The sequence below is a fragment of the Cypionkella sp. PAMC25878 genome, from assembly GCF_058135695.1.
Map to the genome: position 1 here is coordinate 4,195,229 of NZ_CM176871.1, position 24,489 is coordinate 4,219,717.

A 24,489-nucleotide genomic window follows, 5' to 3' on the forward strand; every position below is an offset into this window, starting at 1 on the left:
TTCACAAGGCCGCAATTTTCCCCTTCTATTCTGGAACCCTCCGGCGCATTCAGACTAAAAACGCGAGTAACATGTCAGGTTCAGGTCAAGATCGCCGCTTTCTGTTTCTTCAGGGTCCGCACGGCCCCTATTTCCACCGCCTTGGCAAAATGCTGGTGCTTGCTGGCGCGCAGGTCTGGCGGGTGGGGTTTAACCGCGGCGACCGCGCGTTTTGGACGTCCGAGGCCAGCTACATCGCCTATAAAGGCACGCTGCAAGACTGGCCTTTGGCCTTCCGCAGCGTGCTGGAACAAAAGCAAATCACCGATATCGTGCTCTACGGCGACACCCGACCAATCCACGCGATAGCTGTGCAAGCCGCCCGCGCCGCTGGCATCACCGTACATGTGTTCGAGGAAGGCTACCTGCGTCCCTATTGGATCAGCTACGAAAGGGGGGGGTCGAACGGCAATTCGCGGCTGATGCAGATGACGGTGCCGCAGATGCAAAAGGCGCTGGAGGCTCTGGACATGGAACTCCCCGACGCCCCCGCCCGTTGGGGCGATATGCGTCAGCACATGTTTTGGGGCGCGCTCTATCATTGGTTCGTGATGACCGGATTCTGGGATTATCGCAATTTTAAACCGCATCGTGCGCTAAGCGTCGGGCAAGAATTCTGGCTTTATGTCAAACGCTTTGCGCTCCTCCCCGTGCATCGGTGGGAGCGGATTGCCGCCACCTTCCGCATCAAACACGGCGGTTTCCCTTATCATCTTGTGCTGTTGCAACTGGAACATGACGCCAGTTTCCAGATGCATTCGCCGTTCAAAACCATGACCGAGTTTCTGGCGCTGGTGATCGAAGGCTTCGCCAAGGGAGCCGCCCCGCATCACCATATCGTCTTCAAAGCGCATCCGCTGGAAGATGGCCGTGTCCCGGTTGCTCATGAAATCAAGCGCTTGGCCGCGCTGCACAGAGTCACCTCTCGCGTGCATTTCGTGCGCGGGGGAAAATTAGCCGCCCTGCTAAACCACGCCCGCAGCGCTGTGACGGTGAACTCTACCGCCGCCCAGCAAGTTCTGTGGCGCGGATTGCCGCTGAAAACCTTCGGCGCTGCGGTCTATGCCAAGCCGGAATTCGTCTCGACCCAAAATCTGAAAGACTTCTTCACCCTGCCAACCCGCCCCGACAGCCGCGCTTATCGCGATTATCGCCATTATCTCTTGGAAACCAGTCAAGTACCGGGCGGCTTCTACAGTTCGCGCGGGCGCAGGGAATTGCTACGACAGGTGGTAGATATGATGCTGCAAGCTGAAGATCCCTATGATGCACTCACCTCGGGCAAAGCGGCACCACGGCAACAGTTGCACCTCGTCAAGTGAACAAAGAAACCAAGACTGGCATTTTGTTTCGTCTTTCTGTAGCCTTACAGGCAAAACTTGAGGCAAATCCAGTTAAAGGAGCCCGGGCAGTGAAAATTACCGGATCAAGGGGGGCGAAGGCCCTTGCCCTTGTGGCGCTTGTCAGTGCGGTCGGGGCCTGTGGCCTGCCGCGCTCTGGCCCCAATAAGGCAGAAATTTACAAAGGCTCAGTCCTGAAACAGGGCGACGCCTTTATTGTGACGGTCAACGCGCGGGTGACCCGCGCCACGGCGGTGACGCCAGCGCTGGGGTTCAGTTCGGCCTTCCGCAATGCCGGGGTGGTTGGATCAGACGTGATCTCGCCCGGTGATGTGTTGGGCCTGACGATCTATGAAAACGTCAAGGATGATCCCCTGCTCGGCAACACCGGCCAGCGTGTATCGGCGCTGACTGAGATTCAGGTCGATGGCGCGGGCTACATCTTTGTGCCCTATGCCGGGAAAATCAAAGCGGCGGGCCAATCGCCCGACGGTTTGCGCAACATTATCACCAAAAAGCTCGACACCCAGACGCCTGATCCGCAAATCTCGGTGCAACGCTTGGCTGGCGATGGTTCGACCGTCTCGGTTTCCGGATTTGCCGGGGCCAACGGGGTGTTCCCGATCGAACGCCCCACCCGCACCTTGTCGGCGATGCTGTCGAAAGCTGGTGGCGTGACGATTGAACCCGCTGTCGCCATCGTGCGCGTCACGCGCGGCACTCAATCCGGCAAGGTCTGGCTGGAGGATCTGTTCTCGAACCCCGGTCTCGACATCGCCTTGCGTCCCGGCGACAAGATCACCGTCGAGAAAGACACCCGCTCTTTCGTGGCGATGGGGGCCACTGGGTCGCAAAGCAAGATCCCGTTTGAAACCCAAACCCTCTCCGCGATTGAGGCTTTGGCCACAGTTGGCGGCCTGAACACCGGCACCGCAGACCCGACTGGCGTCTTCGTGTTCCGCAATGAACCTGCCGAGGTTGCCAATTCCGTGCTGGGCCGTCGCGATCTGAAGGGCGATCAGCGCATGGTCTATGTGCTTGATCTTACTCAACCGACCGGCATGTTTGAGGCGCGTGATTTCCTGATCCGCGATGGTGACACCGTCTATGTCACCGAAGCACCGTTTGTACAGTGGACCAAAACCCTGTCCGCGATTTCGGGCTCCACCCAAGCCGCCAACAACATCGCCACCACGGGGCAGTGAGGCGGTCTTGACCTTAGTCGGACCAAATACCAAAGCCGCCGGGATCATTCCCCGGCGGCTTTTCTATTTCAACGCAGGCTTCCTTCGCCAACCCCACCTGCGCCGAATACTCGCGCGCGCCGGGCATGACTTGCACCTTGGCCTGCCCGGCCCCGAGGATGGCGTGGTGGTCTGGGGCCGTTCGCCTTACGCGCGGCGCGGTGAGGCAATTGCCGCCCGCTATAACCTGCCCTTGGTCCGCATCGAGGATGCTTTCCTGCGTTCAATCCGCCCCGGTCGTTTGGGCGACGCGCCCTTGGGCCTACTGATCGACGGCCTTGGCGTGCATTTTGACAGCGCCACGCCATCTACGTTAGAGGCGATCCTCGCAAAACAGCCCTTAGACGATTCGAACCTTTTGACCCGCGCAAGGGACGGTATTGCCAGAATCCGCGCCCTAGACTTGTCAAAATACAATCTTCACCTCTTAGACGTCCCCTTGCCCGCTCCCGGTTATGTGCTGGTGGTGGATCAAACCGCAGGCGATGCCTCGATCCGCCATTCCGGGGCCAATGCCACCCGCTTTGCCGAGATGCTGGCCACCGCGCAAAGCGAACACCCCAATGCCCGCATCGTGATCAAGACCCATCCCGAGACGCAACTCGGGCTGCGTCGCGGCCATTTCACCGCTGCCGATCAAACCGACCGCATCCGCCTGCTGGCCACCCCCGTCTCGCCTTGGGCCCTGCTGGAGGGCGCTATCGCGGTCTACACCGTATCATCGCAACTGGGGTTTGAGGCGATCCTCGCAGGCCACCGCCCCAGCGTCTTTGGCCAGCCGTTCTACACCGGATGGGGCCTGACCGCCGACGCTTTTCCGCTGGATCGCCGTAGACGCAGCCTGACCAAAACCCAGCTTTTCGCAGCCGCGATGATCCTTGCCCCCACATGGGTCGATCCCTGCCGGAACCGGTTGTGCAGCTTTGAAGAGGCTGTCGATCAACTCGAGGCCGAAGCCCGCGCCCACCGCGAAGACCGTTTCGGTCATGTCGCCCTTGGGATGCGCGTGTGGAAACGCGCTCGGTTGCAAGCCGTATTCGGTCGCGAAAAGTCGATGATTTTCCAGGATAATCCCGCGAAAGCCATCGCCAATGCCCGCGCGACGGGCCGGGGCCTATTGGTCTGGGCAGGCAAAGAACCCGCTGATCTGCCCGAAGCCTTGACCAACCGCCGCGTCGAAGATGGCTTTGTACGCTCGCGGGGCCTGGGTGCCGAACTCGTGCCGCCGCTGTCCCTCGTCACCGACGATCTCGGCATTTACTACGATCCCACCCGCGAAAGCCGCCTTGAACAACTGATCCAAACCCCGCTGCCCCCAGATGCCGCCCGCCGCGCCGAGAAACTCATCGCCGATCTGATCACCGCGCGCCTCTCGAAATACAACCTCTCCGGCAACCTGCCCGATCTGCCTGATGGCCTGCGCGTGCTTGTCCCCGGTCAGGTCGAAGATGACGCCTCCATCCGCCTTGGCGCGGGGGACATCCGCACCAATCTTGCCCTACTGCAAGCCGCCCGTTCAGCGCATCCCAACGCGACAATCATCTACAAACCCCACCCCGATGTCGAAGCCGGCCTGCGCCCCGGCGCTATTCCCGACCAAACCTTGCGCGGCCTAGCCGACATTATCGCCCACCACGCCGACCCGATTCACCTGATCGAGGCCTGTGACACCGTCGTCACCATGACCTCGCTGCTTGGATTTGAGGCCCTGCTGCGCGGCAAGCGTGTTACTTGCCTCGGCGCACCGTTCTACGCCGGATGGGGCCTGACCCAAGATCTCGGCCCGGTTCCTCTGCGGCGCAAACAAGCCAAAGACGGCCATCCGCTGCCCCGCCCCAGCCTTTTGGCCCTCGCCCATGCCGCCCTGATCGCCTATCCGCGCTATTACGATCCGGTCAGCCGCAAACCCTGCCCGCCCGAAGTGGTGATCCACCGCTTGGCCACAGGCACCTATACCCCAACCGGGCTGGGACTTCGCCTTCTGGCAAAGCTACAGGGGCGGTTTGCCACCTATTCCCGGTTCTGGCGTTAACCAAGACCTTCTGGCCTGCTGGTTAGTAAATATACCGGATTTGCTCGGTCCAATACCGCTCTATCCGCTTCAGCGATTGGTTCATATTTTCCATGTTATTGGCATCGACCAGCCCCCGCTTCGCCAGCCCTTCGGCATGGCGCTGGAACAAATCGGTGAGCATCCCACGCACCCGGCGGCCCTTTTCGCTAAGTCGCACCCGTACCGAACGGCGGTCAACTTCCGAGCGCTGATGGTGCATATAGCCCAAGTCCACCAGCTTTTTCAGGTTATACGACACATTCGAGCCCTGATAATAACCGCGCGACTTCAACTCTCCGGCGGTCACCTCATTCTCGCCGATGTTGAACAACAAGAGCGCCTGAACCGAGTTGATCTCAAGCACCGCCATTCGTTCAAATTCATCCTTGATCACGTCCAACAGCAGCCGATGTAGCCGCTCCAACAACGCCAGATTGTCGAGATAGCCCGCCATCAACAGCTTTTGCGAGCCGTCCAGCAGGGGGTCATGTAAACTCATTTATTAACTCCGCGAGCGATGGCAACTGCGGATAGAATCGTCACAAAACAAAAACATATCGTAAACTCGCCACGATTTTGGCGCAAATTAACGCGCAGTCAGTCGCCTTCGCGCGAAGCAGCCAATTTCTACTATTAAATCAGTCAGATAAGTTGGGGCAGGCAACTGCCCCAAAACCCAAGGCAGTAGATCTTGGTCGTTTTCTTCTAAAAGTTTATCGAAAGCAATCAGCCGATCTTCCGACATTGCAGCCAAATGCACATCGGCAAATGGCCCCAAAATCAGATCCATCTCTTTCATGCCGCGCCGCCAGCTGCGCATCGACATGCGTTTCAGCCTAGCATCCTGCGTTTCGCTCATGATGTCATCCCACGCAATTCAGTTGCCAGTTTCTGCTCAGCCTGCATCAATTCCACGCCCAGCACCTGCATTTTCCGACGTAACTGCGTGATGTCGGCCAACATGCTGCGTACAGGCAAAACCAGCGGAGCGCGCGCATCTGGTGCCGCCACGCCTTCGCCTTTGCCCGAGAGCAGCCACATCAACGAGACATTCAGCATCCCGGCCAACATCTGCAAACGGTTGCCACGCGGCTCCCACTCATCAGCCTCCCAGCTTTTGATCGTGGTGTCACGCACACCCAATCTTTGCGCCAGTTCGATCTGGCTCATCGCGCAGGATTCGCGCGCGGCCTCCAGCCTGTCGCCAAAGGTTGCTGTTGCTTCGCTATACCATGTTTCGTTGGTGGTTTCTGCCATCTTGCCTCTCCATAAGGTGATATCGCTTGATTGCTTGAGGGGGCCACCCTATGGCAGGGAGGCGAAAATTGCAAACCAGCCCAACGGAGTCCGCCTTATGGCCTTCCTGTCAGATACACTCGCCCGCGTAAAACCCTCACCCACCATCGCCGTGACAACAAAGGCACAAGAACTCAAAGCCGCGGGCCGCGATGTGATCGGCCTGGGCGCAGGCGAGCCGGATTTCGACACTCCGGAGAACATCCGCAATGCCGCGAAACGCGCGATTGATGCAGGCAAAACCCGTTACACGGCGGTCGATGGCATCCCCGAGCTGAAGAAGGCGATCTGCGAGAAATTCGCCCGCGAAAACGGCCTGACCTATGCGCCCAATCAGATCACCGTCGGAACGGGCGGCAAGCAGACGCTGTATAACGCGCTGATGGCCACCTGTAATCCCGGCGATGAGGTGATCATCCCCGCGCCGTATTGGGTGTCCTACCCCGACATGGTGCTGCTGGCGGGCGGCACCCCGGTTCCGGTGATGGCCACCATCGACACCGATTTCAAACTCACGCCCGCGCAGCTGGACGCCGCGATCACCCCGAAAACCAAGTGGTTTATCTTCAACTCGCCCTCTAACCCGACAGGCGCAGGCTACACCCGCGCCGAACTCCGCGCGCTTTGCGATGTGCTGCTGAAGCACCCGCATGTCTGGATCATGTCCGACGATATGTATGAACATCTGGTGTTTGACGATTTCGAATTCACCAGCCCCGCGCAGATTGAGCCGAAACTCTACGACCGCACCCTGACCTGCAACGGCGTGTCGAAATCCTACGCAATGACCGGCTGGCGCATCGGCTACGCCGCAGGCCCCACAGCCTTGATCAAAGCCATGGGCACGATCCAAAGCCAGAGCACCTCCAACCCCTGCTCGGTCAGCCAATATGCCGCCCTTGAGGCCCTGACGGGCCCGCAAGATTTTCTTGCCCCCAACCGCAAGATCTTCCAGCGCCGCCGTGATCTTGTGGTGTCGATGCTGAACGATGCAAAGGGTATTAAATGCCCGAAACCCGAGGGTGCGTTCTACGTCTATCCCGACATTTCAGGCTGCATCGGCAAAACCAGCCCCGCAGGCACCAAGATCAGCAATGATGAGATCTTCGCAACCGCGCTTCTTGAAGAAACCGGCGTCGCCGTGGTGTTCGGCGCGGCGTTCGGGCTTTCGCCAAACTTCCGCGTCAGCTACGCTACCGCTGACGAGGTTCTGCGCGAGGCTTGCACCCGCATCCAGACCTTCTGCGCCTCTTTGACCTGAAGGATGTCATGGCCGACCGGATCACCGCCAATCTGCCAAGCCGCGATTTCGCAGCAACCGAGGCGTTTTATGCCCGCCTCGGCTTTCGCACCACTTTCCGCGATGACGGCTGGATGATCCTGCAACGCGGCAGTTTGGCGCTGGAGTTCTTCGCTCACCCCGAGGTCGATAAATGGTCAAGCTGGTTCTCTGCCTGCATCCGTGTTGACGACATGGCGGGCCTGCTCGCTGAATGGCAGAAAGTCGGACTGCCTACCGACCACAAAGCCATCCCTCGCCTCACTGGCACCTTCAAACCGGGCAATGCCCCGCGCATGTTCGCGCTGGTTGATGAAGACGGCTCACTTCTGCGCGTGATCGACAACCGTGACGCTGGCGAGGCCGCCTGAATGTCCGCCGATCTGCCCGAGTTCTACTTCCGCATCCGTGACAACGGCGCTGCCGTGTTCCGGGTGGATACCGAGAACCGCCAGCGCCGCATCGACATGGAAGAAATCGCACTGGTCAACGTCAAGAACGGCAACATCAAGCCGCATGGCGATCATAAGCTGACGCCTGACGAAGTTACGATGATTAGCCAGTGGGTTGCCAAGCGCCAAGCCATGCTGGCCGCCCGCGATGTCGATGACATCCTGCGCGCCGTCGACCACATGAACCTGACCACCCAATGGGTGCAATCCAAAGCCACGGACGCGCAGCTAGAGGAAGTCACCGACCTTCTGCTGCTGGCGATGCACGACCTGCGTTCAGTGCTGGTGCGCAAAAAGGCCGAGCGTTTGATGAAAGGCGAAGCAGCGGAATAGCCCTCAGCGCACCCGATGCCAGAACCGCCACATCATCGTGACGGCGGCAAACACCAGCCCGATCACAAGCCCCGCCCACAGCCCAATGCCACCCATCCCGGCGTGGAACGCGAGGAAATAGCCGCAGGGAATCCCAATCCCCCAATAGCTGATCGCTGCGGCGATCATTGGCACTCTTGTGTCCTTGATCGCCCGCAGCAAGCCCAGCGCCATCACCTGCATCGCATCCGCCATCTGAAACAGCGCCGCCATAGCCAATAGCGTGACACCAAAGGCAATGATTTCAGCGCTTTGCGGCTTAGACTCGTCCAGAAACAGCGAAATAATCGCCACTGGAAAGCTGAGAAACAGCACAACCATCACCGCACCAAAGCCAACCGACAACGCAATCGCCACCTTGGCCGCATCGCGCAAGCCTTGCCGGTCGCCCGCGCCATCCGCCCGCCCGGCCCGCACCGTCGCGGCATTGGACAACCCCAAATGCACCATAAACGACAAAGCGGCGACCTCCATGGTGATGCCATGCGCCGCCAGTTCAACGGTGCCAATCCAGCCCATCATCAGGGCTGTCGCCTGAAACAATCCACTCTCGGCGAGTGACGTAATGCCAATCGGCCAGCCCAACCGAAACACCTGATGCAAAGCCTGCCAATCCGGCCGCCAAAACCGCTGAAACAGCCGGAAGTGCCGCAGCTCTGGCAGCCATCCGGCATAAATCGCCAGAGCCAGAGCCGTCAAAGACTGCACCAGCACCGAAGCAATCGCCGCCCCGCGCACGCCCAATTCTTGCGCACCCCAATGGCCAAAGATCAGCGCATAGGCCAGCACAAGGTTCACCCCCACCGCCGCCAGCGTCACCCACAACACCACCTGCGTCCGCTCTAACGCCGCGAGGTAATTCTTCAACACCATCACCAACAGCGCCGGGATCATCCCGAGTCCCGCGATGCGCAGAAAATCCTGCCCCAAAATCGAAACCTCAGGCCGCTGCCCCAAACCCAGCAGCAATGCCTCAGACCACCAGAAAATCGGGTAAGTCAGCACGCCAAAGCCAATCGACAGCCACATTCCCATCCTTGTATCCCGCCGCACCTGCGCCTCATCGCCGCGCCCGACAGCCGTTGCAACCATCGGCAAAACCGCCTGCGCAAACCCCGCACCCAAGATGAAAATCACGAAAAACGTCGAAGTCGCCAGCACAACAGCAGCCAGTTCATTCACCCCATACCAGCCCAAAAGCACGGTATCGGTGACATGCAGCGCCATCTGCGCCAGATGCGAGCCTACTAGCGGCAGCCCCAAAGCCAACGTCGCGCGGGCATGTGAGATGTAGGACATTCTTTTGATCATATCGCTTCCTACAAGCGCCAGATCACCGCTGCAAGACGTAGCCTCCGCCGCAGCGCAGCGCGTCCGGCCCCGACCCTCCCCCGAAAACCAATGTCGGATTTCACGAAACTTCGTCGATAACGCGGCATTTACATTCCCCGCCCAGCGCGCCTAGCGTAAGCTCTGTCATAGAGTGACCGCGATGCCGCCCAACTCCGCCCCCGATATCCAGCCACCCAAAATCCAGCTCTGCCGCGCCCATGACATCCGCGCTGGCGCCTCCACCCTCGGAGCCCGCCTGCTGGTCGACCGCCTCTGGCCACGCGGCATCGCCAAATCCGATTTGAAGCTGGATGCATGGCTCAAATCCGCCACCCCCAGCCCGCATCTGCGGGAATGGTTCTGCCACGATCCCGCCAAATGGGCTGAATTCACCAGCCGCTACCGTGCCGAACTGACCGCCACGCCCGCAGTCTTGGCCGAAGCGCTGGAGTGGTGCCGCAAAGGTCCCGTCACCCTGATCTACGCCGCCCGCGATACCGATCACAGCCACGCGCTGATCCTGCGCGATGTGCTGCTCGAAACCCTAACGCACGAGACTCATCATGCCTAACTCCCAGCCCGCGCATCAAAACCTGCGCACCCCCGTCTGCGACCTGCTCGGCTGCGACCACCCGATCCTGCTTGCCGGCATGGGTGGCGTTGCACGATCAGACCTCGTCGCTGCCGTGGCAAATGCGGGCGGCTACGGCATCCTCGGTATGGTCCGCGAATCCCCTGACCTCATCGCGCGGGAAATCGACGCCATCCGCGCCCGCACCACAAAACCCTTCGCCGTCAACCTGATCCCCGCCGCCACCGACCACGCTTTGCTCGACGCCGAACTCAACGCCTGCTTCGCCAAAAAAGTCCCCGCGATGTGCTTCTTTTGGCACCCCGTCCCCGAAGCCATCCAGCGTGCCAAAGCTGCTGGCTGCCTTGTGCTGCACCAAGTCGGCTCGCTGAAAGCCGCGCTAGAGGCCGAAGCCGCCGGAGCCGACGTCCTGATCGTGCAGGGCGTCGAGGCGGGCGGCCATGTCCACGGCACCGCCGCCGCCCTGATCCTTGTCGAGCAAGTCGCCCGTGCCAGCAACCTGCCCATCGTGGCCTCAGGTGGTTTCGCCACCGGAGCCTCCCTGATCGCTGCCCGTGCTCTGGGCGCGCAAGCCATCCACTGCGGCACCGCCTTCCTCGCCACCGAAGAATCCTTCGCCCATGATGATCACAAGGCCCGCGTGCTGGCCGCCTCAGCCGAGGATACCGTCTACACCGACATCTTCGCGCTGAACTGGCCGCCGAACTCCCCGGTGCGCGTCCTCCGCAATTCCGTCACCGACGCCATCGGCCACACTCTGACAGGCCACCACCCCGACACCCTCCCGCACGAGATCATCGCCCATGAGGATGGCCGCCCCCTGCTGCGCTACAGCACCGACAGCCCCCTCCGCATCACCACGGGCGATCTTGAAGCCATGCCCAATTACGCCGGCCAAAGTGCCGCGCTGATCACCACCCTGCCCACCGCCGCCGCGCGCATCGCTACCATCCTCAGCGAAGCCCAAACGGCCCTCGCCCGGCTCACATCGCCATGACCCAAGCCCCCCGCCCCTACGCCTCCCCCGCCTGCCTTGCGCAGGAAATCGACCCCAATCATATCGACCCGCAGCAAGCCAGCGACGTCGCGCGCTGGCGCAAAGCCGAACGCACCCGCTTGCTTGCCGAGCGCGCCGCCCTCTCCGTCGCCGCCCGCCAGGCCGCAGCCCAATCCATCGCCAACCATCTCGACCGCCTGCTCGCCCAGCGCTTTCCCAGCCTGAGCGGCCTGATCATCTCGGCTTGGTGGCCGATCAAAGCCGAACTTGACCTGCGCTTCTGGCTTGCCAGCCTCGCGGCCCGCGGTGCCACCGCCGCCCTGCCGCTGATCCTCACCCCGAAAGCTCCGCTCGCCTTTCGCGCCTGGACGCCGCAAACCCAGATGGAGCGCGGTTTCTGGAACATCCCCACCCCCGCGACGGGGCCCGAGATCATCCCCCATATCACCCTCTCTCCCCTCGTCGGCTGGGACAGCGCCGGCTTTCGCTTAGGCTACGGCGGCGGCTATTTCGACCGCACCCTTGCCGCTCTAACCCCGTCGCCCATCGCCATCGGCATCGGGCTAGATGCCGCCCAACTGCCCACAATCTTTCCACAACCGCATGATATCCCTATGGATTACATCCTGACAGAATCCGGCCCGCGGCCGCTCCACGCCTGAGACGCAACGCCACACCACCCCAGTCGAAAAATCCGCTATGCTCGCGCTATGACCGATGAAACCCGAGTCCTCTACAACGAAACCTGTCCGGTTTGCCGGTTTGAAATCGGTCACTACCGCAAGGCAGCCCTCGCCGAGGATCTGCCGCTACGCTTCGACGACCTGACCCAAGCAAGCGCTTGGGGCGTCACCCCCGAGGCCGCAGCAAAACGCCTGCATGTGCTGCACCAAGGCCAACTGCTCTCCGGTATCCCGGCCTTCCAAATCCTCTGGGCGCAACTGCCACGCTGGCGACTGATAGCGCGCATCACCGCACTACCGCTGATCCATCCGCTGACCTGCGCATTCTACGACCACCTGATGGCCCCCATCCTCTACCGCGCCCACAAACGCCGCGAAGCCGCCAAAGACCTGCCGTAATAGCCTGACAACCTGCACGGAAATCCCCGGTGAGGTGGCCCCATGTTGCACTTAGTGTTCCTGCCGCCGCCCCTGCCCGGCCATACGCTCCCCCAACCCGAACCCGTGCTCTGCGCCGAAGGCACCGCGATCACGCCCAGCCCGCTGCTACCTGTTCGACCCCATTGTGCGCCCGCGCCGCAGCAATTCATGGCCGCGCAACGCGATGCGTAAGCGCCTGATAGAACTGGCCGCTTTGCTGCTGCTCTCGCCGCCAGCGCTGATACTGCTCCGTCAGCCCCCAGCACCTCCGACCAGCTTTGACGCGCTGCGCAGGCTCGTCCTCGCGCGGGATTTCACAGCGACCGACGCGGCCCTTGAAGCCGCCCATACCAGCTATACATCCGCTCATACGCCGGATGCTGAGCGCGATCTCTACAACGTCTTCGCCCTATCTGATCCCGCGATCCAGAGTTTCACCGAAGACTGGGCGCGTGATCAGCCCGACAATCCTCGCGCTCTGACTGCAAAAGGCTGGAATCTTTACGCTTGGGGCAATTTTTGGCGTGGCAGGGCCAGCGTCAACAATACCACTGACGAGGCAATGGCCGCTCTGATGCAGCGCCACACCGCTGCCTTCCCACTGTTCAAACAAGCGACCAAACTTGCGCCAGACCTGATTCCTGCCTCGGATGGCCTGCTGCGCCTGACCGTCACTTTGGGCAATAAATCGGTGATCCCCCGCGAGTTGGAACGTATTATGACCAGCCAGCCCAATCGCGGCAGCTTGATGCGCGCGATGGTAGCCCTTGCGCCACAATGGGGCGGCCGGCCCGAACAGGTGAACCTGCTCTGTGATCGCTACGCCCCCAAGATCACCGATATCAAAGACTACAGCTCCGAAATCTGCCGCATCGACGCGGTCTACTATGCCGATTTCTGGTATGGAGACCAACGCGCGGCCGCCCATCAGCTTTTGATGTTCACCGACCATCCCATCCTCGACAATGCCCGTTACAATGACATGATGGATGGGTTGACGAGCCCAGAAGACAGCATCGTGCTGCTGGAAAAGATCAAGGCCGATGGCGACATGGCCTCTCGTGAGGCACGCAAGCTCGACACTTTGCGCAATCAAATCAACAAAGTCTCACCGATGGAGGCTAAATACCCCGAACTCGCCATCGCGTTAAGCCGGGAAGTCCCCTACCTGCACGACGCCCTCCTCCAAGACCCGCTGAACCCATATCTGCTGCACCGTTACATTGGCGTGCTGTTTGATGCCGCAGAATATGCCAACCGTCCCGTCACACCCGCAGACAAGGCCGAGATAACAACACGCCTACATGCCGCCTTGAAAGCAGTGCCCACCGCACCGCAACTGTGGATCGATCTCGCCGAGATAACTCTGCGTTGGCAAGACCTTGACAGCATCGCCAAAGCCGAGCCGTATTTCCACAACGCGATCTATTACTCGCGCTATGGCACCGATGAATTTGCCGATGCCGCGCGGCCAAAGCTGCAAATGGTGCAGGACCAAAGCAACTTGATCCAAGCCGCAGACATCTCAGGCATGACACCCGAACAACTGGCGAAACTGGATGAGATTGTGAACTGCCCGCTGGCCGTACAACTCAGCATTTTGCGTGTGGTCTGCCAGAACACCGGCACGCCAGAAAACCAATGTGCTGAGGGCGCCGCGACCAGTGATGTGGTGTGGGATCGCTTGAAAGCGCGGATAAATGCAGGGGCCTGCTTCAAGGAGTTCAAGCAGCGGTTGGAAGACATCTACGAAAAACCCGCCAAAGTCGATTTCTGATCGCACAACCCGATCACAATCCCGCCCTAAAACCACCACGATTCTGATCGCACTAGCCGATCAGAATCACCACCCAAGCCACGCCACCCGCTATCGCTGTCAAAGCCACCGCCGCCGAGCCGCAATCCTTCGCCTTCTTGGCGCGCGGATCGTCGACCTTTGAGATGTAATCCACCGCTTCCTCCAACCCGGTGTTCATCAACTCCGCCGCCAGCACCAACAGGCCTAGCGCAAGGATCAAACCGCGCTCGGCCGCCGACAAATCCAACGAAAATGCCAGCCCCGCCGACAGCAGGTTCACCACTGTCCATTGCCGCAGCGTCTTTTCCGTCGCCCAAGCAGCAACCCAACCGTCCCACGACCAAATCACCGTATTGGCAAACCGCCGCGCCTCGGCGCGCAAAATATCCCGCCGCATGGCTCCCCCCATTCAGGCAACCATCCAAGCGCAAGCCCCCGATTTTAGCAAGCCTCACGCCTTGGCAAGCGCCTCCAAATAAGCGCGCACAGAAGTCACCACATGCGCAAAGCGATCACCGCCCAGATGCACCCCACCATACCAGCGCGTCACCACCACAATATGATCGCGCAGCTCCGCCCGCTCCAACATCTTCAGGATCACCGCCCCCGCGCCCGCCTCGCCATCATCGCCCTTCACAGCGCCCTCCTTCGACAGCACACAGGCCCAGGTGTTGTGCGTCGCCTTGGCAAATTTCTTGGCGCGTTTCAGCTCGACCAGAAAAGCCTCTATTCCGGCACGCCCCTGCACGGGCCCGCCCGACACCGCATAACGCGAGCCACGATCCCGCAAAACATCGACGATCTGCAACATGCGGTCCTCGTATCCTCTGTAGAAGCCTCCGGCGGGGATATTTGAGCCAAGATGAAATAGCAAAGCGCAATGCCATGGGCTTGACTTCACCCGGTCGGCAGAGTGTATCGGGCAAAACCGATCCAGCCTCCGTGAAGGGGAAGTCCATGCACGCCTATCGCAGCCACACTTGCGCCGATCTGAACAAATCTCATGTGGGCAATGACGTCCGCCTTTCTGGCTGGGTGCATCGGGTGCGCGATCATGGTGGCGTGTTGTTCATCGACTTGCGCGACCATTACGGCATCACCCAAGTCATCGCCGACAGCGACAGCCCCGCCTTTGCCGATATGGACAAAGTGCGCGCCGAATGGGTGGTGCGGATTGATGGCCGGGTGAAAGGCCGCGATGCGTCGCTGGTCAACGCCAAACTGCCAACGGGTGAGATTGAGGTCTACGCCACCGCCCTCACCGTGCTGGGTGCCGCCGAGGAACTACCATTGCCGGTGTTTGGCGATGTCGACTACCCCGAAGAAACCCGGCTGACCTACCGCTTCCTCGATCTGCGCCGTGAAAAGCTGCACCGCAACATGATGCTGCGCTCGAACGTGGTGCGCTCAATGCGCAACCGGATGTGGGATCAGGGCTTTACCGAATTCCAAACCCCGATCATCACCGCATCCTCGCCCGAAGGTGCGCGCGACTTTCTGGTGCCATCGCGCCTGCATCCCGGCAAATTCTACGCCCTGCCGCAAGCACCGCAGCAGTTCAAACAACTGATCATGGTGGCGGGGTTTGATCGGTATTTCCAGATCGCGCCCTGCTTCCGTGATGAAGACCCACGCGCCGACCGCTCACCCACCGACTTCTATCAGCTTGATATTGAAATGTCTTTTGTCGAGCAGGAAGACGTCTTCGCCGCTGTGCAACCGGTGGTGCAAGGTATCTTTGAAGAATTTGCGTCACACAAGAAAACCTATTCCGACTGGACCAAGATCGCCTATCGCGACAGCCTGAAATGGTATGGCTCGGACAAACCCGACCTGCGCAACCCGATCAAGATGCAGGACGTGTCTGAACATTTCGCAGGCTCCGGCTTTGCGATCTTCGCCAAACTTCTGGAACAACCCGGCAACGAAATCCGCGCCATCCCGGCCCCGACAGGCGGCAGCCGCAAATTCTGCGACCGCATGAACGCCTTCGCGCAGAAAGAAGGTCTGCCGGGTATGGGGTATATCTTCTGGCGCGAGGCGGAAGATGGCTCTGGCATGGAAGCCGCTGGCCCCCTTGCCAAGAACATCGGCCCAGAACGCACTGAAGCGATCCGCCAACAACTCAGCCTGAACAAAGGCGACGCTGCCTTCTTCCTTGGTGGCAAACCAGAAACCTTTGAATCCATCGCAGGCCGTGCCCGCAATGAGATTGGCCGTGAACTAGACCTCACCGAGCAGAACTGCTTCAAATTCGCTTGGATCGTCGATTTCCCGATGTATGAGAAAACTGACGACGGTAAGATCGACTTCTCCCACAACCCGTTCTCAATGCCGCAAGGCGGGATGGACGCACTGAATGGCGATCCGCTGGAAGTCTATGCGTACCAATATGATCTGGCCTGCAACGGCTATGAGTTGATCAGTGGCGGCATCCGCAACCACAAGCCGGAGATCATGTTCAAAGCCTTTGAACTGGCAGGCTATCCGAACTCCGAAGTCGAAAAGCGCTTCGGCGGCATGGTAAAAGCCTTCAAATACGGCGCTCCGCCCCACGGCGGTTGCGCCGCCGGCATCGACCGTATCGTGATGCTGCTGGCCGATGAGCCGAACATCCGCGAGGTCATCATGTTCCCGATGAACCAGCGCGCCGAAGACATGCTGATGGGGGCGCCGTCCGAGCCGACCAACGCCCAGATGCGCGAACTGTCCCTGCGCGTCACGCCGAAAGAGTAACGCATCAGCCGTCTGCCGGATGGCCTGCCCCGCAGGTCATCCGGCTCACAGCGCAGCCCTACAGGCGGCTTTCCGCTCTGTAGGACGCAGACTTCAGCCATCGCATGCTCACGCCGCATTTTTGATACCTAAACGGTGGTAATCTGCCCACTCCTGCCTATGTTTCCCCAAAGGTAGGCTGTGGCCGCGTGAACCGGAGTTCGAAAACGATGTCGAAGCTAAGTACCCTTGCTGCGATACGTTTTGGCTATGGCCTGCCGCAACCCAGGGGTGCACCTGATTCAGCAGATACAATGCTTGCGCTTTTGGCGGGGCCCGATCAAGCGATGCAGTCATTGCCAATACGCGCTTCTGCGGATTTGATCCCCAATATCCAAGAGCTGCGCCAAATCCAGAAATCCGGCAAGAAAGCCACGGCAAAAAATCCCAAACGCGATGCGCTGCTACAGGATTTCAGCGATGCCGCGCAAGCCGCCAGCGTGATCACCTTCGCCCGGGCTTTGGACAGCGCCGACGGTTTTCGCGAACGGCTGACCACCTTTTGGGCCGACCATTTCTCGGTCATCGCCAAGCGCCAACTCGAAGCGCTGTTTCCTTATGCCTTGGTCGATGATGCCATCCGCCCGCATCTGACTGGCAATTTCGCCGATATGCTGACGGCAGCCACACTACATCCGGCGATGCTCAGCTATCTCGATCAATCCAGTTCGGTCGGGCCAAATTCGCACTTTGGCAAGAACCAGAACAAAGGCCTGAACGAAAACCTCGCCCGTGAGGTGATCGAATTGCACAGCATGGGCGTCGGCGCAAATTACACCCAGACCGATGTCACCGAAATGGCGAAAATCCTTGCCGGTCTGACGATGAATGCCGATCTGCTGATGGAGTTTCAGCCGCGCCGGGCCGAGCCGGGCCCGCGCGAGTTGCTGGGCAAAACCTATGACGCGGAGGGGATGGACAATATCCATGCTGCCCTGCGTGATTTGGCACTTCAGCCTGCGACCGGCCAGCATCTGGCGCGCAAACTGGCGGTGCATTTCGTTTCCGACACGCCAGATGCCGATCTCGTCAAAGCGATAGCGGCGGCTTACAGCGGTTCGGGCGGCGATTTGACAGCGACCTACGCCGCAATGCTCAATCACCCCGCAGCATGGGTGGAAGTCACCGAAAAAGCGCGGCAGCCCTTTGATTTCATGGTCGTCTCTCTGCGCGCCTTGGGCGTAAGTGGCGAACAGCTTCAGCAAATGCCCTACAAGCAATTCCGCGGCCAAGTCTTGGCCCCGATGGCAGGGATGGGTCAACCGTTCAAGCGCCCCGCAGGCCCGAACGGCTTTGATGAGGCCGCCGAGGAATGGATCACGCCGCAGGGTCTTGCCCGCCGCATCACTTGGGCGATGCGGGTGCCGATGCGGCTGGTCGAACCGCTGCCCGATCCGGTTGCCTTGGCGCAATCTTGCCTTGCCGACCGCGCCAGCGAACCGCTGCTGTGGGGGGCCGCCCGCGCCGAAGATATCACACAGGGCGTCGGCCTCGTGCTGGCCTCCGCCGAATTCAACCGCAGATGAGGGTCGCCATGACAGCTTCGATGGACAGACGGAATTTTCTGCGCGGGCTCGGCGGCGTGCTGGGCTGCTCGATTGCTGCGCATCCGATGCTGACCACAGTGACGATGGCGGGTGCCAATGGTGGGCGCGCCCTTGGCGATCATCGGTTGATCGTGATCATCCTGCGCGGCGCAATGGACGGGCTGGATGTGGTGCAGCCGCAAGGCGATGCCGATTACGCCGCCCTGCGCCCCACGCTTTTGAACCCGCAAGCCGCTGACCTTGATGGGTTTTTCCGCCTGCATCCGGCCTTTGGCGATTTGATGCCACTGTGGGGCGCGGGCCAGTTGGGCTTTGTCCACGCCACGTCGACGCCTTACCGCGACAAGCGCAGCCATTTTGTCGGCCAAGACATGCTGGAGGCTGGCACCGGCATGGATGTGCCGCTCAATCAGGTCAAGGACGGCTGGCTGAACCGGCTGTTGCAGACCCAAAAGGGCCTGACCTCTGAAACCGCCTATTCCATCGGCCAAGTTGCGATGCCGCTGCTGGAAGGCCCCGCTGAGGTGCGCAACTGGTCACCCGAGACCACGCTGCTGCTGACGCCGCAAGCGCGGCTGCTGTTTGACAAGGTCTACGAATCCGATCCGTTGTTCCACGCCGCTTCGCAAGAGGCGATGGAGTTGGCAGATGCCGGCAATGGCGACTTGGCCATGGCGGCAGACCCGTCGCAAATGGCCGGCCTGAAGGTGCAGGATGTCGAGCAACTGGTTGATTACGCTGCTGGAAAGCTAAAGCAAGACGCACGGATTGCTGCGTTTTCGATGACGGGATGGGATACCCACCGGGGTCAAGCGGGCGGACTTTCCAAGTCTCTCGCCCGCTTGCAATACGCGATCCTACGGCTGCAAACCGGGTTGGGAGAGAAAGTCTGGGGCAAAACCTTGCTGCTGGCGATGACCGAATTTGGCCGCACCGCGCGCGAAAACGGCACGACGGGCACCGATCACGGCACCGGCGGGGTGATGGTGATGGCGGGTGGCGCGCTGAACGGCGGCAAGGTCTATGGCGATTGGCCGGGGCTGTCGGAGGCCAGTCTTTACGAGCGTCGCGATCTGATGCCCACTTCCGACGTGCGGGCTTGGGCGGCCCATGCGATCCAAGGGCTGTATGGCATTGACCAGTCCGTATTGGAAAACGCTGTGTTTCCGGGTCTGAAAATGGGCACAGACCCCCGGATATTGCTATAATCAAACACCGGACATCGCCGCCACGGCGCGGTTGTCAGCTAAATCCGCATCGCCACGCCAAGCCGTGATCGCGACCATACACAAGGTCACCACAACGGCGGTGATCACCACCCATTCCGCAAAAACCGCACCCGATTCGTCACGCAGAAAGCGTTGTTTGGCGGACATCAATGGCACTTTCTATAACGTCTGGTGGCGCGGTTTTGCCCGGTGATTGGGGCGAAACCATGTTGCGTATTGGCCAAAGCCGTGGTGATTGCGGGGCTGCGCCGCGTCACACAGCCTCAGGCTTAGCGGCGAAAGCTGTCGTTATATTCGCGACCGTCAGTCGCTTATCAATCAAGCCGCGCAACTGATCAAGATCACCGCTATTCGGCACGCTCGCAGCACTGGCCGCCCGCGCCAAGGCGCTGTCATGCGCGTGATGCGCCACGCCCAGCACAAACCCGGCCAGATACCGCCGCCCCGCCGCATCCGGCTCTGCCGAAAGCGCTGCTGCCGCGCGCGAAAGATCGTCCTGCAACGCCAATGGATCGGGACAGATCGCCGAATCTTCGACCAGCGACGGCGCAAGCCCCGGCAAAAACCGCCGCAAAACCATGCAGAACTCTGCAAAACTTTCCAAAGGCTTATCGAGAAACCCCTCTGCCCCCGCAGCCAAAGCCGCGCCCCGACCGTCTGGATTGCCAGAAGTGCCAAGCACCGCCAGCGGCCGCTGCCGCGCCATCGCCAACTCGCGGATCAAACCCTCGCCCCGGCCATCCGGCAAACCAAGGTCAATAATCACCACATCAGGCCGGTACACCCGCAAATGCGCCCGCGCGAGCGCCAGCGTATCCGCCCTGCGCAGCCGCGCGCCCGCGCGCTGACTCATCAATCGCAATGCTTCACAGGCATAGCGGCTATCCTCCACCGCCAGAATGGTGACACCCTGCAGCGGCAGTTCTGCCCCCGCCACAAGGTTCGGCAAGGCAAAACTGGGCGGCAGCGGCGGATCATGGGGCATTTGGCTGGGCATGGCGGACCTGCGGCTAAATCGACCCAGCCAGTCTTCCACGGTTTTGGTGCATAAATCGTAAACGCCACCGCCGCTGGTAAAATTTTTCAACCCACCCTGCGACCGCGCGCCCCCTTGCCGGAACCCCGCGCTGCATCCATAAGGCCAGCATCAGCTTGCAAGGAGCCTGCCCATGATTGGCCGCCTGAACCATGTCGCGATTGCCGTGCCGGATTTGACCGCGGCGGCGGATCAGTACCGCAATACCTTGGGGGCGAAAGTCGGGCCGCCCCAAGATGAGCCCAACCACGGCGTCACGGTGATCTTCATCGAACTGCCAAACACCAAGATCGAGCTCCTGTATCCTTTGGGCGCTAATAGCCCGATCAAGGCTTTCCTTGAGAAAAACCCCGCAGGCGGCATCCATCATATTTGCTACGAGGTGGATGACATTCTGGCCGCAAGGGACCATCTTCAGGCCAGTGGTGCGCGGATGCTGGGCTCGGGAGAGCCGAAAATCGGCGCGCATGGCAAGCCGGTGCTGTTCCTGCATCCCAAGGACTTCAACGGCTGTTTGGTGGAATTGGAGCAGACATGACAATCACTGCCGCACTGGTGCTGTTTTCGGTCACTTGGTTCATGGTGTTTTTCTGCGTGCTGCCGCTGCGCTTCAAAAGCCAAGCGCAGATGGGTGAGGTCGAACCCGGCACGCCGCGTTCTGCCCCCGCCGAAGCCATGATCAAACCGAAAGCCCAACTGACCACGTTGATCACGATTGTAATCTTCGCCATTCTCTATCTGCTGATCACTTCAGGTCGCTGGGGCATCGCCGATCTGGATGTGTTCGGGCTGTGGGCCAACCGTTACTGACGATTCAACCGATGGAACATATGGGTGAAGGTAGCGACGCCTAACACAGGAATTGCAAGGTTGATCAGCGGGATAGACAAAGGGGCCGCCATCAGCACCCCCGCCGCCCAAATCCGCAAACTATAGGCGCGGCGCATCGCGCGCGCGCCATCCCGCCCCAAACGGCGGGTGGCAACCAGCGTGAAATACTCTCGCCCCAGCAAATAACCATTCATGCCCCAAAACAGCAGCGGGCTGAACGGCCCCGCAAACGGATAAAGCAACAGCGCCCCGGTATTCAGCGCCAGCAGCAGGCCAATGAAATTGGCCGTATCAATCAGCGTGTCGCCAAGGTTTTGGCGCTCTGGCGCTGGCAAACTGGGATAGTGCCGATCCTCAACCGCCTGCGCCACATCCTCCAGAAACAGCCCCGAGAAGGCCGAGGCGACTGGGATCATCAGAAACACCGAAAGCACCACCATCAACAGGATCGAGCCCCAGCTGAGCAGCGTATCCAAGCCGCCAACCGGTCCAACGAAAGGGATGTCGATGCTGCCCGGCGTGAAGGTCTCAATCAGCCACAACAACGCCGCATAGGCCCCGGTCAGCAGCGCCGCCGCAAGCGCCACGCCCAGCAGCATCACCCGCAGAAACCGGCCATCGCCAAGCTGACTCAACGCCTTGGCGAAATCACTGAAGATCATGTCCCGATACTCCCGGTGCTCACGCCGCCGCCGATCAGGCCCATGTGATCAGCTTCGACAAATCAGGCCGCGGGCGGTCAGAAATCGGCGTCACAGCCGTGCCGATATGCACGATGCCCGCAACCGTCTCATCGCCCACACAGCCAAACGCCTGCGCCGCGAACACCGGATCATGCGAGGGCCACCCCGATAGCCAATTCGCCCCCCAGCCCTTCGCCAAAGCTGCGTTGAGCACGCCAAAGCACAGCGCCCCGGCCGACAATATCTGCTCGGACAGCGGGATCTTGTCCGAGGCTTTCGGCGACGAAATCACCGCAACCGCCAACTGCCCCAGATCAAACTGCCCGCGCCCCTTGGCGATTTTTTCATCGTCCGCCCCTATCTCCCGAGCCCGCGCCTCGGCCAGATCGCCCAGCCGCAGCATGGCCGCGCGGTCCAGCACCACCAGCCGCCACGGCTCCAGCTTGCCATGATCGGGCACCCGGGTGGCTGCGGTCAGAATTTCCAGCAGTTCGGCACGCGCTGGCACAGGGCCTTTGAACAGCTTGGCCGGGTGTGATTGCCGGCTTTTCAGAAAATCGAAGGCATCTTGGGTCAAAGCGGAAGTGTCGTGCGTCATGGAAAGCTCCTTTGCGCCAGAGGTGGCGGTGTGGGCGGCCTTCGTCAAGTGGGCTTGCCCTTGCACACCGGCTTCTGCACTCTGTCCCCATGCAAAAAGGCGCGTGGGCAGAGCTGGCGGTTTCAGGGACAGAGTTTTCCTGCAAAGTCACGCCGCGCGCCCGCCGCAGCAGTATCACCCGCGACGGCAGCATGATAAAAATCAGCGTCACCGCCGCGGCCGAAGACGGAAAGGCGACCGCTGCCGTCACCGAGGCGCTGGCCCATGCCCTTGGTGTCGCCAAATCCCGGCTGACACTGCTGCGCGGCGCAATCTCGCGCGACAAGGTGTTCCGGCTGGATTAGGGCTGCTTCGGCTCGATCCGGTAACTGCCCTCGGGCAGATCCAACGCCGCCGCAAGGTCACGCAACTGCGCGATGGAAAATGTGATCGCGACCACTTCGTCGGTCATTTGATCCATCTGCCGCAGCACCACACATTCGGCGAAGGCATCTATGGTGATGTCTTCTTGCAACGGGCTGTCCGGCTCACCCTCGTCCACCAATGTGATCACGGTGGCGTCGAATTCATGCTCGATGGTGAACATCGCAAGGCTCCTGTTCCGGATCAAATTACAGGCAGATGAGCCCGCATTGTGGTCAGGGTCAAGCATTCGGGCCACGTTCAAGCGAAAGTGCAGCCAGATCGGGTCCAGATGGGGCTATGAAACCGCAACGGGTTTGATATGGGCAGTATCAGGACAGCGGCGAAGGCGAGCGTGATGAAGCGGCAGGCAGGATGGATTTTGGCGGCGGCACTGCTGGCGGGTTGCGTACAGCCAGGGATGCCGCCCTTGCCCCCAAGCGACAGCGCCGCACAGGTGCTGACCCAACCCTCGCAAACTGGCGGTGCGTTGGCATCGCGGGCGGCGGCGGTGAACTTTCTGACCGTGGTGCAGCGGGTGGAACCTGTCGCCGAAGCCTACTGCCGCGCGCAGCATGTGGCGCATCGCTGCGATTTTCAGATCGTGATCGACGACCGCCCCGGCCAGCCCGCCAACGCGTTCCAAACCGTCGACAAGTCAGGCAGGCCGATCATTGCGTTCTCGCTGGCTTTGATCGCCGATGCCCGCAACGCCGATGAGATCGCTTTCGTGTTGGGCCACGAGGCCGGTCATCACATTCTGGGTCACATTCCCAAGCAGGAACAAACGGCCCTATCCGGCGCGATGATGGCGGGGATATTGGCCGCCGCTTCCGGGGCCGGGCAGGATGAGGTTCAGCAGGCGCAAAAAATGGGGGCGGGGCTGGCGACGCGGCAGTTCTCGAAGGAATATGAATTGCAGGCCGACGCCATCGGGGCCGAGATTGCGTTTCACGCCGGCTATGATCCGGTCAAGGGCACGGGCTTTTTTGATCGGCTGCCCGATCCCGGCGATCAGTTTTTGGGCACCCATCCGGCCAATCGGCAGCGCAAGGCTTTGGTCGCCGCTGTGGTCGCTAAGCTGCGCGGCGTTTAGGCTGTCCACGCGTGGCGCATGACCACCGCCATGCAATATCAAGGACTTAACAGGTATCCGTTTAGGTTTGATTAACCAACATCAAACCCGATATGTCAAACGCCGCCCTACCCGGATCGCGCCGACCGCTGCACCGGGCGCTCCCGAGGGTTTCGGGCGAAGTCCCGCAAACCCGAGATAAAGACAATGCGCGCAACGTGCTCCGCTGGCTTGCCGTCGACGGTCGCTTTGGATGCCGTGAAGTCAAGGTCATGTGATATATTGGGAACCGAATTGGGCTTGGTTCGTTGAGCAAAGCCACATTTCTGTCTTTGCCGATGGAAACTAAGGGCCATTTCGCCCGCGTGTCGGTTCCAAAGCTGAGACCATTGATGTGCCAAAGCCATGCTCACAGG

Annotated in this window: 30 protein-coding genes; 19 read left to right on the top strand and 11 right to left on the bottom strand. The window is 60.6% G+C overall.

What is annotated here, in order from left to right; genetic code table 11:
* Nucleotides 1-71: 71 nt before the first annotated feature.
* The 3 genes from ACS5RD_RS20710 (at nucleotide 72) to ACS5RD_RS20720 (ending at nucleotide 4,655) form a co-directional block, all read left to right on the top strand.
* Complete coding sequence (locus ACS5RD_RS20710; RefSeq protein ID WP_489928941.1) at nucleotides 72-1,361, top strand: capsule polysaccharide biogenesis protein; 1,290 nt, start codon at nucleotides 72-74, stop codon at nucleotides 1,359-1,361.
* Between the two features lie 89 nt (nucleotides 1,362-1,450).
* Nucleotides 1,451-2,584: a polysaccharide biosynthesis/export family protein gene (locus ACS5RD_RS20715; protein WP_489928942.1), complete on the top strand. Its 1,134-nt coding sequence runs from the start codon at nucleotides 1,451-1,453 to the stop codon at nucleotides 2,582-2,584.
* Between the two features lie 7 nt (nucleotides 2,585-2,591).
* On the top strand, nucleotides 2,592-4,655 hold the full coding sequence (locus tag ACS5RD_RS20720) for a capsule polysaccharide biogenesis protein (protein WP_489928943.1): 2,064 nt from the start codon (nucleotides 2,592-2,594) through the stop codon (nucleotides 4,653-4,655).
* A gap of 22 nt (nucleotides 4,656-4,677) precedes the next feature.
* On the opposite strand, the gene ACS5RD_RS20725 is transcribed toward ACS5RD_RS20720, so the two are convergent.
* From ACS5RD_RS20725 to ACS5RD_RS20735, 3 genes are all read right to left on the bottom strand, one after another.
* Complete coding sequence (locus ACS5RD_RS20725; RefSeq protein ID WP_489928944.1) at nucleotides 4,678-5,175, bottom strand: MarR family winged helix-turn-helix transcriptional regulator; 498 nt, start codon at nucleotides 5,173-5,175, stop codon at nucleotides 4,678-4,680.
* An 87-nt stretch (nucleotides 5,176-5,262) separates the two neighbouring features.
* Complete coding sequence (locus tag ACS5RD_RS20730; RefSeq protein WP_489928945.1) at nucleotides 5,263-5,535, bottom strand: FAD assembly factor SdhE; 273 nt, start codon at nucleotides 5,533-5,535, stop codon at nucleotides 5,263-5,265.
* Nucleotides 5,532-5,933 carry a helix-turn-helix domain-containing protein gene (locus ACS5RD_RS20735; protein ID WP_489928946.1) on the bottom strand — a complete coding sequence of 134 codons (402 nt, stop codon included), beginning with the start codon at nucleotides 5,931-5,933 and terminating at the stop codon, nucleotides 5,532-5,534. The genes ACS5RD_RS20730 and ACS5RD_RS20735 overlap by 4 nt, the downstream gene beginning before the upstream one ends.
* A gap of 97 nt (nucleotides 5,934-6,030) precedes the next feature.
* On the opposite strand from ACS5RD_RS20735, the gene ACS5RD_RS20740 reads away from it, so the two are divergent.
* Genes ACS5RD_RS20740 through ACS5RD_RS20750 form a run of 3 tightly spaced genes read left to right on the top strand, consistent with a single transcriptional unit; the run spans nucleotide 6,031 to nucleotide 8,036 of the window.
* Nucleotides 6,031-7,233: a pyridoxal phosphate-dependent aminotransferase gene (locus tag ACS5RD_RS20740; protein ID WP_489928947.1), complete on the top strand. Its 1,203-nt coding sequence runs from the start codon at nucleotides 6,031-6,033 to the stop codon at nucleotides 7,231-7,233.
* Between the two features lie 8 nt (nucleotides 7,234-7,241).
* Nucleotides 7,242-7,622 (top strand): bleomycin resistance protein, encoded by a 381-nt coding sequence (locus ACS5RD_RS20745; RefSeq protein WP_489928948.1) that lies wholly within the window; start codon nucleotides 7,242-7,244, stop codon nucleotides 7,620-7,622.
* Nucleotides 7,623-8,036, top strand: a complete 414-nt coding sequence (locus ACS5RD_RS20750; RefSeq protein WP_489928949.1) for a hypothetical protein — start codon at nucleotides 7,623-7,625, stop codon at nucleotides 8,034-8,036. It begins immediately after the preceding gene.
* A 3-nt stretch (nucleotides 8,037-8,039) separates the two neighbouring features.
* Here the strand turns inward: ACS5RD_RS20750 and ACS5RD_RS20755 are convergent, their stop codons facing one another.
* Nucleotides 8,040-9,386: an MATE family efflux transporter gene (locus tag ACS5RD_RS20755; RefSeq protein WP_489928950.1), complete on the bottom strand. Its 1,347-nt coding sequence runs from the start codon at nucleotides 9,384-9,386 to the stop codon at nucleotides 8,040-8,042.
* A gap of 181 nt (nucleotides 9,387-9,567) precedes the next feature.
* On the opposite strand from ACS5RD_RS20755, the gene ACS5RD_RS20760 reads away from it, so the two are divergent.
* Genes ACS5RD_RS20760 through ACS5RD_RS20785 form a run of 6 tightly spaced genes read left to right on the top strand, consistent with a single transcriptional unit; the run spans nucleotide 9,568 to nucleotide 13,876 of the window.
* On the top strand, nucleotides 9,568-9,978 hold the full coding sequence (locus ACS5RD_RS20760; RefSeq protein WP_489928951.1) for a DUF488 domain-containing protein: 411 nt from the start codon (nucleotides 9,568-9,570) through the stop codon (nucleotides 9,976-9,978).
* On the top strand, nucleotides 9,971-10,996 hold the full coding sequence (locus tag ACS5RD_RS20765; protein WP_489928952.1) for an NAD(P)H-dependent flavin oxidoreductase: 1,026 nt from the start codon (nucleotides 9,971-9,973) through the stop codon (nucleotides 10,994-10,996). Before ACS5RD_RS20760 ends, ACS5RD_RS20765 begins: the two co-directional genes overlap by 8 nt.
* Nucleotides 10,993-11,658, top strand: coding sequence for a 5-formyltetrahydrofolate cyclo-ligase (locus ACS5RD_RS20770; protein WP_489928953.1), 666 nt, complete (start codon nucleotides 10,993-10,995; stop codon nucleotides 11,656-11,658). The genes ACS5RD_RS20765 and ACS5RD_RS20770 overlap by 4 nt, the downstream gene beginning before the upstream one ends.
* A gap of 48 nt (nucleotides 11,659-11,706) precedes the next feature.
* Nucleotides 11,707-12,078 carry a thiol-disulfide oxidoreductase DCC family protein gene (locus tag ACS5RD_RS20775; protein WP_489928954.1) on the top strand — a complete coding sequence of 124 codons (372 nt, stop codon included), beginning with the start codon at nucleotides 11,707-11,709 and terminating at the stop codon, nucleotides 12,076-12,078.
* Between the two features lie 42 nt (nucleotides 12,079-12,120).
* Nucleotides 12,121-12,291: a hypothetical protein gene (locus ACS5RD_RS20780; RefSeq protein ID WP_489928955.1), complete on the top strand. Its 171-nt coding sequence runs from the start codon at nucleotides 12,121-12,123 to the stop codon at nucleotides 12,289-12,291.
* Complete coding sequence (locus ACS5RD_RS20785) at nucleotides 12,284-13,876, top strand: hypothetical protein (protein WP_489928956.1); 1,593 nt, start codon at nucleotides 12,284-12,286, stop codon at nucleotides 13,874-13,876. Before ACS5RD_RS20780 ends, ACS5RD_RS20785 begins: the two co-directional genes overlap by 8 nt.
* A gap of 52 nt (nucleotides 13,877-13,928) precedes the next feature.
* Here ACS5RD_RS20785 and ACS5RD_RS20790 read toward each other — a convergent pair whose 3' ends face one another.
* Together ACS5RD_RS20790 and ACS5RD_RS20795 are read right to left on the bottom strand one after the other, a co-directional pair.
* The gene (locus tag ACS5RD_RS20790) at nucleotides 13,929-14,294 is read right to left on the bottom strand and encodes a diacylglycerol kinase (RefSeq protein ID WP_489928957.1); all 366 of its coding nucleotides are present in this window, start codon (nucleotides 14,292-14,294) and stop codon (nucleotides 13,929-13,931) included.
* Nucleotides 14,295-14,348: 54 nt separating this feature from the next.
* Entirely contained in the window at nucleotides 14,349-14,708 is a 360-nt protein-coding gene (locus tag ACS5RD_RS20795) for a YigZ family protein (protein ID WP_489928958.1), read from the bottom strand.
* Nucleotides 14,709-14,854: 146 nt separating this feature from the next.
* On the opposite strand from ACS5RD_RS20795, the gene aspS reads away from it, so the two are divergent.
* The 3 genes from aspS to ACS5RD_RS20810 all read left to right on the top strand — a co-directional run bounded on the left by aspS (nucleotide 14,855) and on the right by ACS5RD_RS20810 (nucleotide 19,427).
* Nucleotides 14,855-16,633: an aspartate--tRNA ligase gene (gene aspS, locus ACS5RD_RS20800; RefSeq protein WP_489928959.1), complete on the top strand. Its 1,779-nt coding sequence runs from the start codon at nucleotides 14,855-14,857 to the stop codon at nucleotides 16,631-16,633.
* A gap of 293 nt (nucleotides 16,634-16,926) precedes the next feature.
* Nucleotides 16,927-18,198, top strand: a complete 1,272-nt coding sequence (locus ACS5RD_RS20805) for a DUF1800 domain-containing protein (protein ID WP_489928960.1) — start codon at nucleotides 16,927-16,929, stop codon at nucleotides 18,196-18,198.
* Nucleotides 18,199-18,206: 8 nt separating this feature from the next.
* The gene (locus tag ACS5RD_RS20810) at nucleotides 18,207-19,427 is read left to right on the top strand and encodes a DUF1501 domain-containing protein (protein ID WP_489928961.1); all 1,221 of its coding nucleotides are present in this window, start codon (nucleotides 18,207-18,209) and stop codon (nucleotides 19,425-19,427) included.
* On the opposite strand, the gene ACS5RD_RS20815 is transcribed toward ACS5RD_RS20810, so the two are convergent.
* Together ACS5RD_RS20815 and ACS5RD_RS20820 are read right to left on the bottom strand one after the other, a co-directional pair.
* On the bottom strand, nucleotides 19,428-19,595 hold the full coding sequence (locus tag ACS5RD_RS20815; protein WP_489928962.1) for a hypothetical protein: 168 nt from the start codon (nucleotides 19,593-19,595) through the stop codon (nucleotides 19,428-19,430).
* A gap of 106 nt (nucleotides 19,596-19,701) precedes the next feature.
* Nucleotides 19,702-20,445 carry a response regulator gene (locus ACS5RD_RS20820; RefSeq protein ID WP_489928963.1) on the bottom strand — a complete coding sequence of 248 codons (744 nt, stop codon included), beginning with the start codon at nucleotides 20,443-20,445 and terminating at the stop codon, nucleotides 19,702-19,704.
* 172 nt (nucleotides 20,446-20,617) lie between these two features.
* Here ACS5RD_RS20820 and mce point away from each other — a divergent pair, with 172 nt between their 5' ends.
* Both mce and ACS5RD_RS20830 read left to right on the top strand, forming a co-directional pair.
* Nucleotides 20,618-21,022: a methylmalonyl-CoA epimerase gene (gene mce / locus ACS5RD_RS20825; RefSeq protein WP_489928964.1), complete on the top strand. Its 405-nt coding sequence runs from the start codon at nucleotides 20,618-20,620 to the stop codon at nucleotides 21,020-21,022.
* A complete protein-coding gene (locus ACS5RD_RS20830) occupies nucleotides 21,019-21,294 on the top strand; it encodes a DUF1467 family protein (RefSeq protein WP_054006909.1) in 276 nt (91 codons plus the stop codon). The genes mce and ACS5RD_RS20830 overlap by 4 nt, the downstream gene beginning before the upstream one ends.
* Here ACS5RD_RS20830 and ACS5RD_RS20835 read toward each other — a convergent pair.
* Together ACS5RD_RS20835 and ACS5RD_RS20840 are read right to left on the bottom strand one after the other, a co-directional pair.
* Nucleotides 21,288-21,974 carry an EI24 domain-containing protein gene (locus ACS5RD_RS20835; RefSeq protein ID WP_162232880.1) on the bottom strand — a complete coding sequence of 229 codons (687 nt, stop codon included), beginning with the start codon at nucleotides 21,972-21,974 and terminating at the stop codon, nucleotides 21,288-21,290. The genes ACS5RD_RS20830 and ACS5RD_RS20835 overlap by 7 nt on opposite strands.
* A 37-nt stretch (nucleotides 21,975-22,011) precedes the next feature.
* Complete coding sequence (locus tag ACS5RD_RS20840) at nucleotides 22,012-22,596, bottom strand: nitroreductase family protein (protein WP_489928965.1); 585 nt, start codon at nucleotides 22,594-22,596, stop codon at nucleotides 22,012-22,014.
* 89 nt (nucleotides 22,597-22,685) lie between these two features.
* On the opposite strand from ACS5RD_RS20840, the gene ACS5RD_RS20845 reads away from it, so the two are divergent.
* Nucleotides 22,686-22,940 (top strand): DUF167 domain-containing protein, encoded by a 255-nt coding sequence (locus ACS5RD_RS20845; RefSeq protein ID WP_489928966.1) that lies wholly within the window; start codon nucleotides 22,686-22,688, stop codon nucleotides 22,938-22,940.
* Here ACS5RD_RS20845 and ACS5RD_RS20850 read toward each other — a convergent pair.
* Nucleotides 22,937-23,182: a DUF8831 family protein gene (locus ACS5RD_RS20850; RefSeq protein ID WP_489928967.1), complete on the bottom strand. Its 246-nt coding sequence runs from the start codon at nucleotides 23,180-23,182 to the stop codon at nucleotides 22,937-22,939. The genes ACS5RD_RS20845 and ACS5RD_RS20850 overlap by 4 nt on opposite strands.
* A 174-nt stretch (nucleotides 23,183-23,356) precedes the next feature.
* Here ACS5RD_RS20850 and ACS5RD_RS20855 point away from each other — a divergent pair, with 174 nt between their 5' ends.
* Nucleotides 23,357-24,094, top strand: coding sequence for a M48 family metalloprotease (locus ACS5RD_RS20855; protein ID WP_054007170.1), 738 nt, complete (start codon nucleotides 23,357-23,359; stop codon nucleotides 24,092-24,094).
* Nucleotides 24,095-24,489: the final 395 nt, after the last annotated feature.

What these genes read in the sequence shown, in the direction of transcription:
- ACS5RD_RS20710 (WP_489928941.1), top strand. Translation starts at nt 72, where the DNA reads ATGTCAGGTTCAGGTCAAGATCGCCGCTTTCTGTTTCTTCAGGGTCCG.
- ACS5RD_RS20725 (WP_489928944.1), bottom strand. Translation starts at nt 5,175, where the DNA reads ATGAGTTTACATGACCCCCTGCTGGACGGCTCGCAAAAGCTGTTGATG.
- ACS5RD_RS20730 (WP_489928945.1), bottom strand. Translation starts at nt 5,535, where the DNA reads ATGAGCGAAACGCAGGATGCTAGGCTGAAACGCATGTCGATGCGCAGC.
- ACS5RD_RS20735 (WP_489928946.1), bottom strand. Translation starts at nt 5,933, where the DNA reads ATGGCAGAAACCACCAACGAAACATGGTATAGCGAAGCAACAGCAACC.
- ACS5RD_RS20740 (WP_489928947.1), top strand. Translation starts at nt 6,031, where the DNA reads ATGGCCTTCCTGTCAGATACACTCGCCCGCGTAAAACCCTCACCCACC.
- ACS5RD_RS20745 (WP_489928948.1), top strand. Translation starts at nt 7,242, where the DNA reads ATGGCCGACCGGATCACCGCCAATCTGCCAAGCCGCGATTTCGCAGCA.
- ACS5RD_RS20750 (WP_489928949.1), top strand. Translation starts at nt 7,623, where the DNA reads ATGTCCGCCGATCTGCCCGAGTTCTACTTCCGCATCCGTGACAACGGC.
- ACS5RD_RS20755 (WP_489928950.1), bottom strand. Translation starts at nt 9,386, where the DNA reads ATGATCAAAAGAATGTCCTACATCTCACATGCCCGCGCGACGTTGGCT.
- ACS5RD_RS20760 (WP_489928951.1), top strand. Translation starts at nt 9,568, where the DNA reads ATGCCGCCCAACTCCGCCCCCGATATCCAGCCACCCAAAATCCAGCTC.
- ACS5RD_RS20765 (WP_489928952.1), top strand. Translation starts at nt 9,971, where the DNA reads ATGCCTAACTCCCAGCCCGCGCATCAAAACCTGCGCACCCCCGTCTGC.
- ACS5RD_RS20770 (WP_489928953.1), top strand. Translation starts at nt 10,993, where the DNA reads ATGACCCAAGCCCCCCGCCCCTACGCCTCCCCCGCCTGCCTTGCGCAG.
- ACS5RD_RS20775 (WP_489928954.1), top strand. Translation starts at nt 11,707, where the DNA reads ATGACCGATGAAACCCGAGTCCTCTACAACGAAACCTGTCCGGTTTGC.
- ACS5RD_RS20780 (WP_489928955.1), top strand. Translation starts at nt 12,121, where the DNA reads ATGTTGCACTTAGTGTTCCTGCCGCCGCCCCTGCCCGGCCATACGCTC.
- ACS5RD_RS20785 (WP_489928956.1), top strand. Translation starts at nt 12,284, where the DNA reads ATGCGTAAGCGCCTGATAGAACTGGCCGCTTTGCTGCTGCTCTCGCCG.
- ACS5RD_RS20790 (WP_489928957.1), bottom strand. Translation starts at nt 14,294, where the DNA reads ATGCGGCGGGATATTTTGCGCGCCGAGGCGCGGCGGTTTGCCAATACG.
- ACS5RD_RS20795 (WP_489928958.1), bottom strand. Translation starts at nt 14,708, where the DNA reads ATGTTGCAGATCGTCGATGTTTTGCGGGATCGTGGCTCGCGTTATGCG.
- aspS (WP_489928959.1), top strand. Translation starts at nt 14,855, where the DNA reads ATGCACGCCTATCGCAGCCACACTTGCGCCGATCTGAACAAATCTCAT.
- ACS5RD_RS20805 (WP_489928960.1), top strand. Translation starts at nt 16,927, where the DNA reads ATGCTTGCGCTTTTGGCGGGGCCCGATCAAGCGATGCAGTCATTGCCA.
- ACS5RD_RS20810 (WP_489928961.1), top strand. Translation starts at nt 18,207, where the DNA reads ATGACAGCTTCGATGGACAGACGGAATTTTCTGCGCGGGCTCGGCGGC.
- ACS5RD_RS20815 (WP_489928962.1), bottom strand. Translation starts at nt 19,595, where the DNA reads ATGTCCGCCAAACAACGCTTTCTGCGTGACGAATCGGGTGCGGTTTTT.
- ACS5RD_RS20820 (WP_489928963.1), bottom strand. Translation starts at nt 20,445, where the DNA reads ATGCCCAGCCAAATGCCCCATGATCCGCCGCTGCCGCCCAGTTTTGCC.
- mce (WP_489928964.1), top strand. Translation starts at nt 20,618, where the DNA reads ATGATTGGCCGCCTGAACCATGTCGCGATTGCCGTGCCGGATTTGACC.
- ACS5RD_RS20830 (WP_054006909.1), top strand. Translation starts at nt 21,019, where the DNA reads ATGACAATCACTGCCGCACTGGTGCTGTTTTCGGTCACTTGGTTCATG.
- ACS5RD_RS20840 (WP_489928965.1), bottom strand. Translation starts at nt 22,596, where the DNA reads ATGACGCACGACACTTCCGCTTTGACCCAAGATGCCTTCGATTTTCTG.
- ACS5RD_RS20845 (WP_489928966.1), top strand. Translation starts at nt 22,686, where the DNA reads ATGCAAAAAGGCGCGTGGGCAGAGCTGGCGGTTTCAGGGACAGAGTTT.
- ACS5RD_RS20850 (WP_489928967.1), bottom strand. Translation starts at nt 23,182, where the DNA reads ATGTTCACCATCGAGCATGAATTCGACGCCACCGTGATCACATTGGTG.
- ACS5RD_RS20855 (WP_054007170.1), top strand. Translation starts at nt 23,357, where the DNA reads ATGAAGCGGCAGGCAGGATGGATTTTGGCGGCGGCACTGCTGGCGGGT.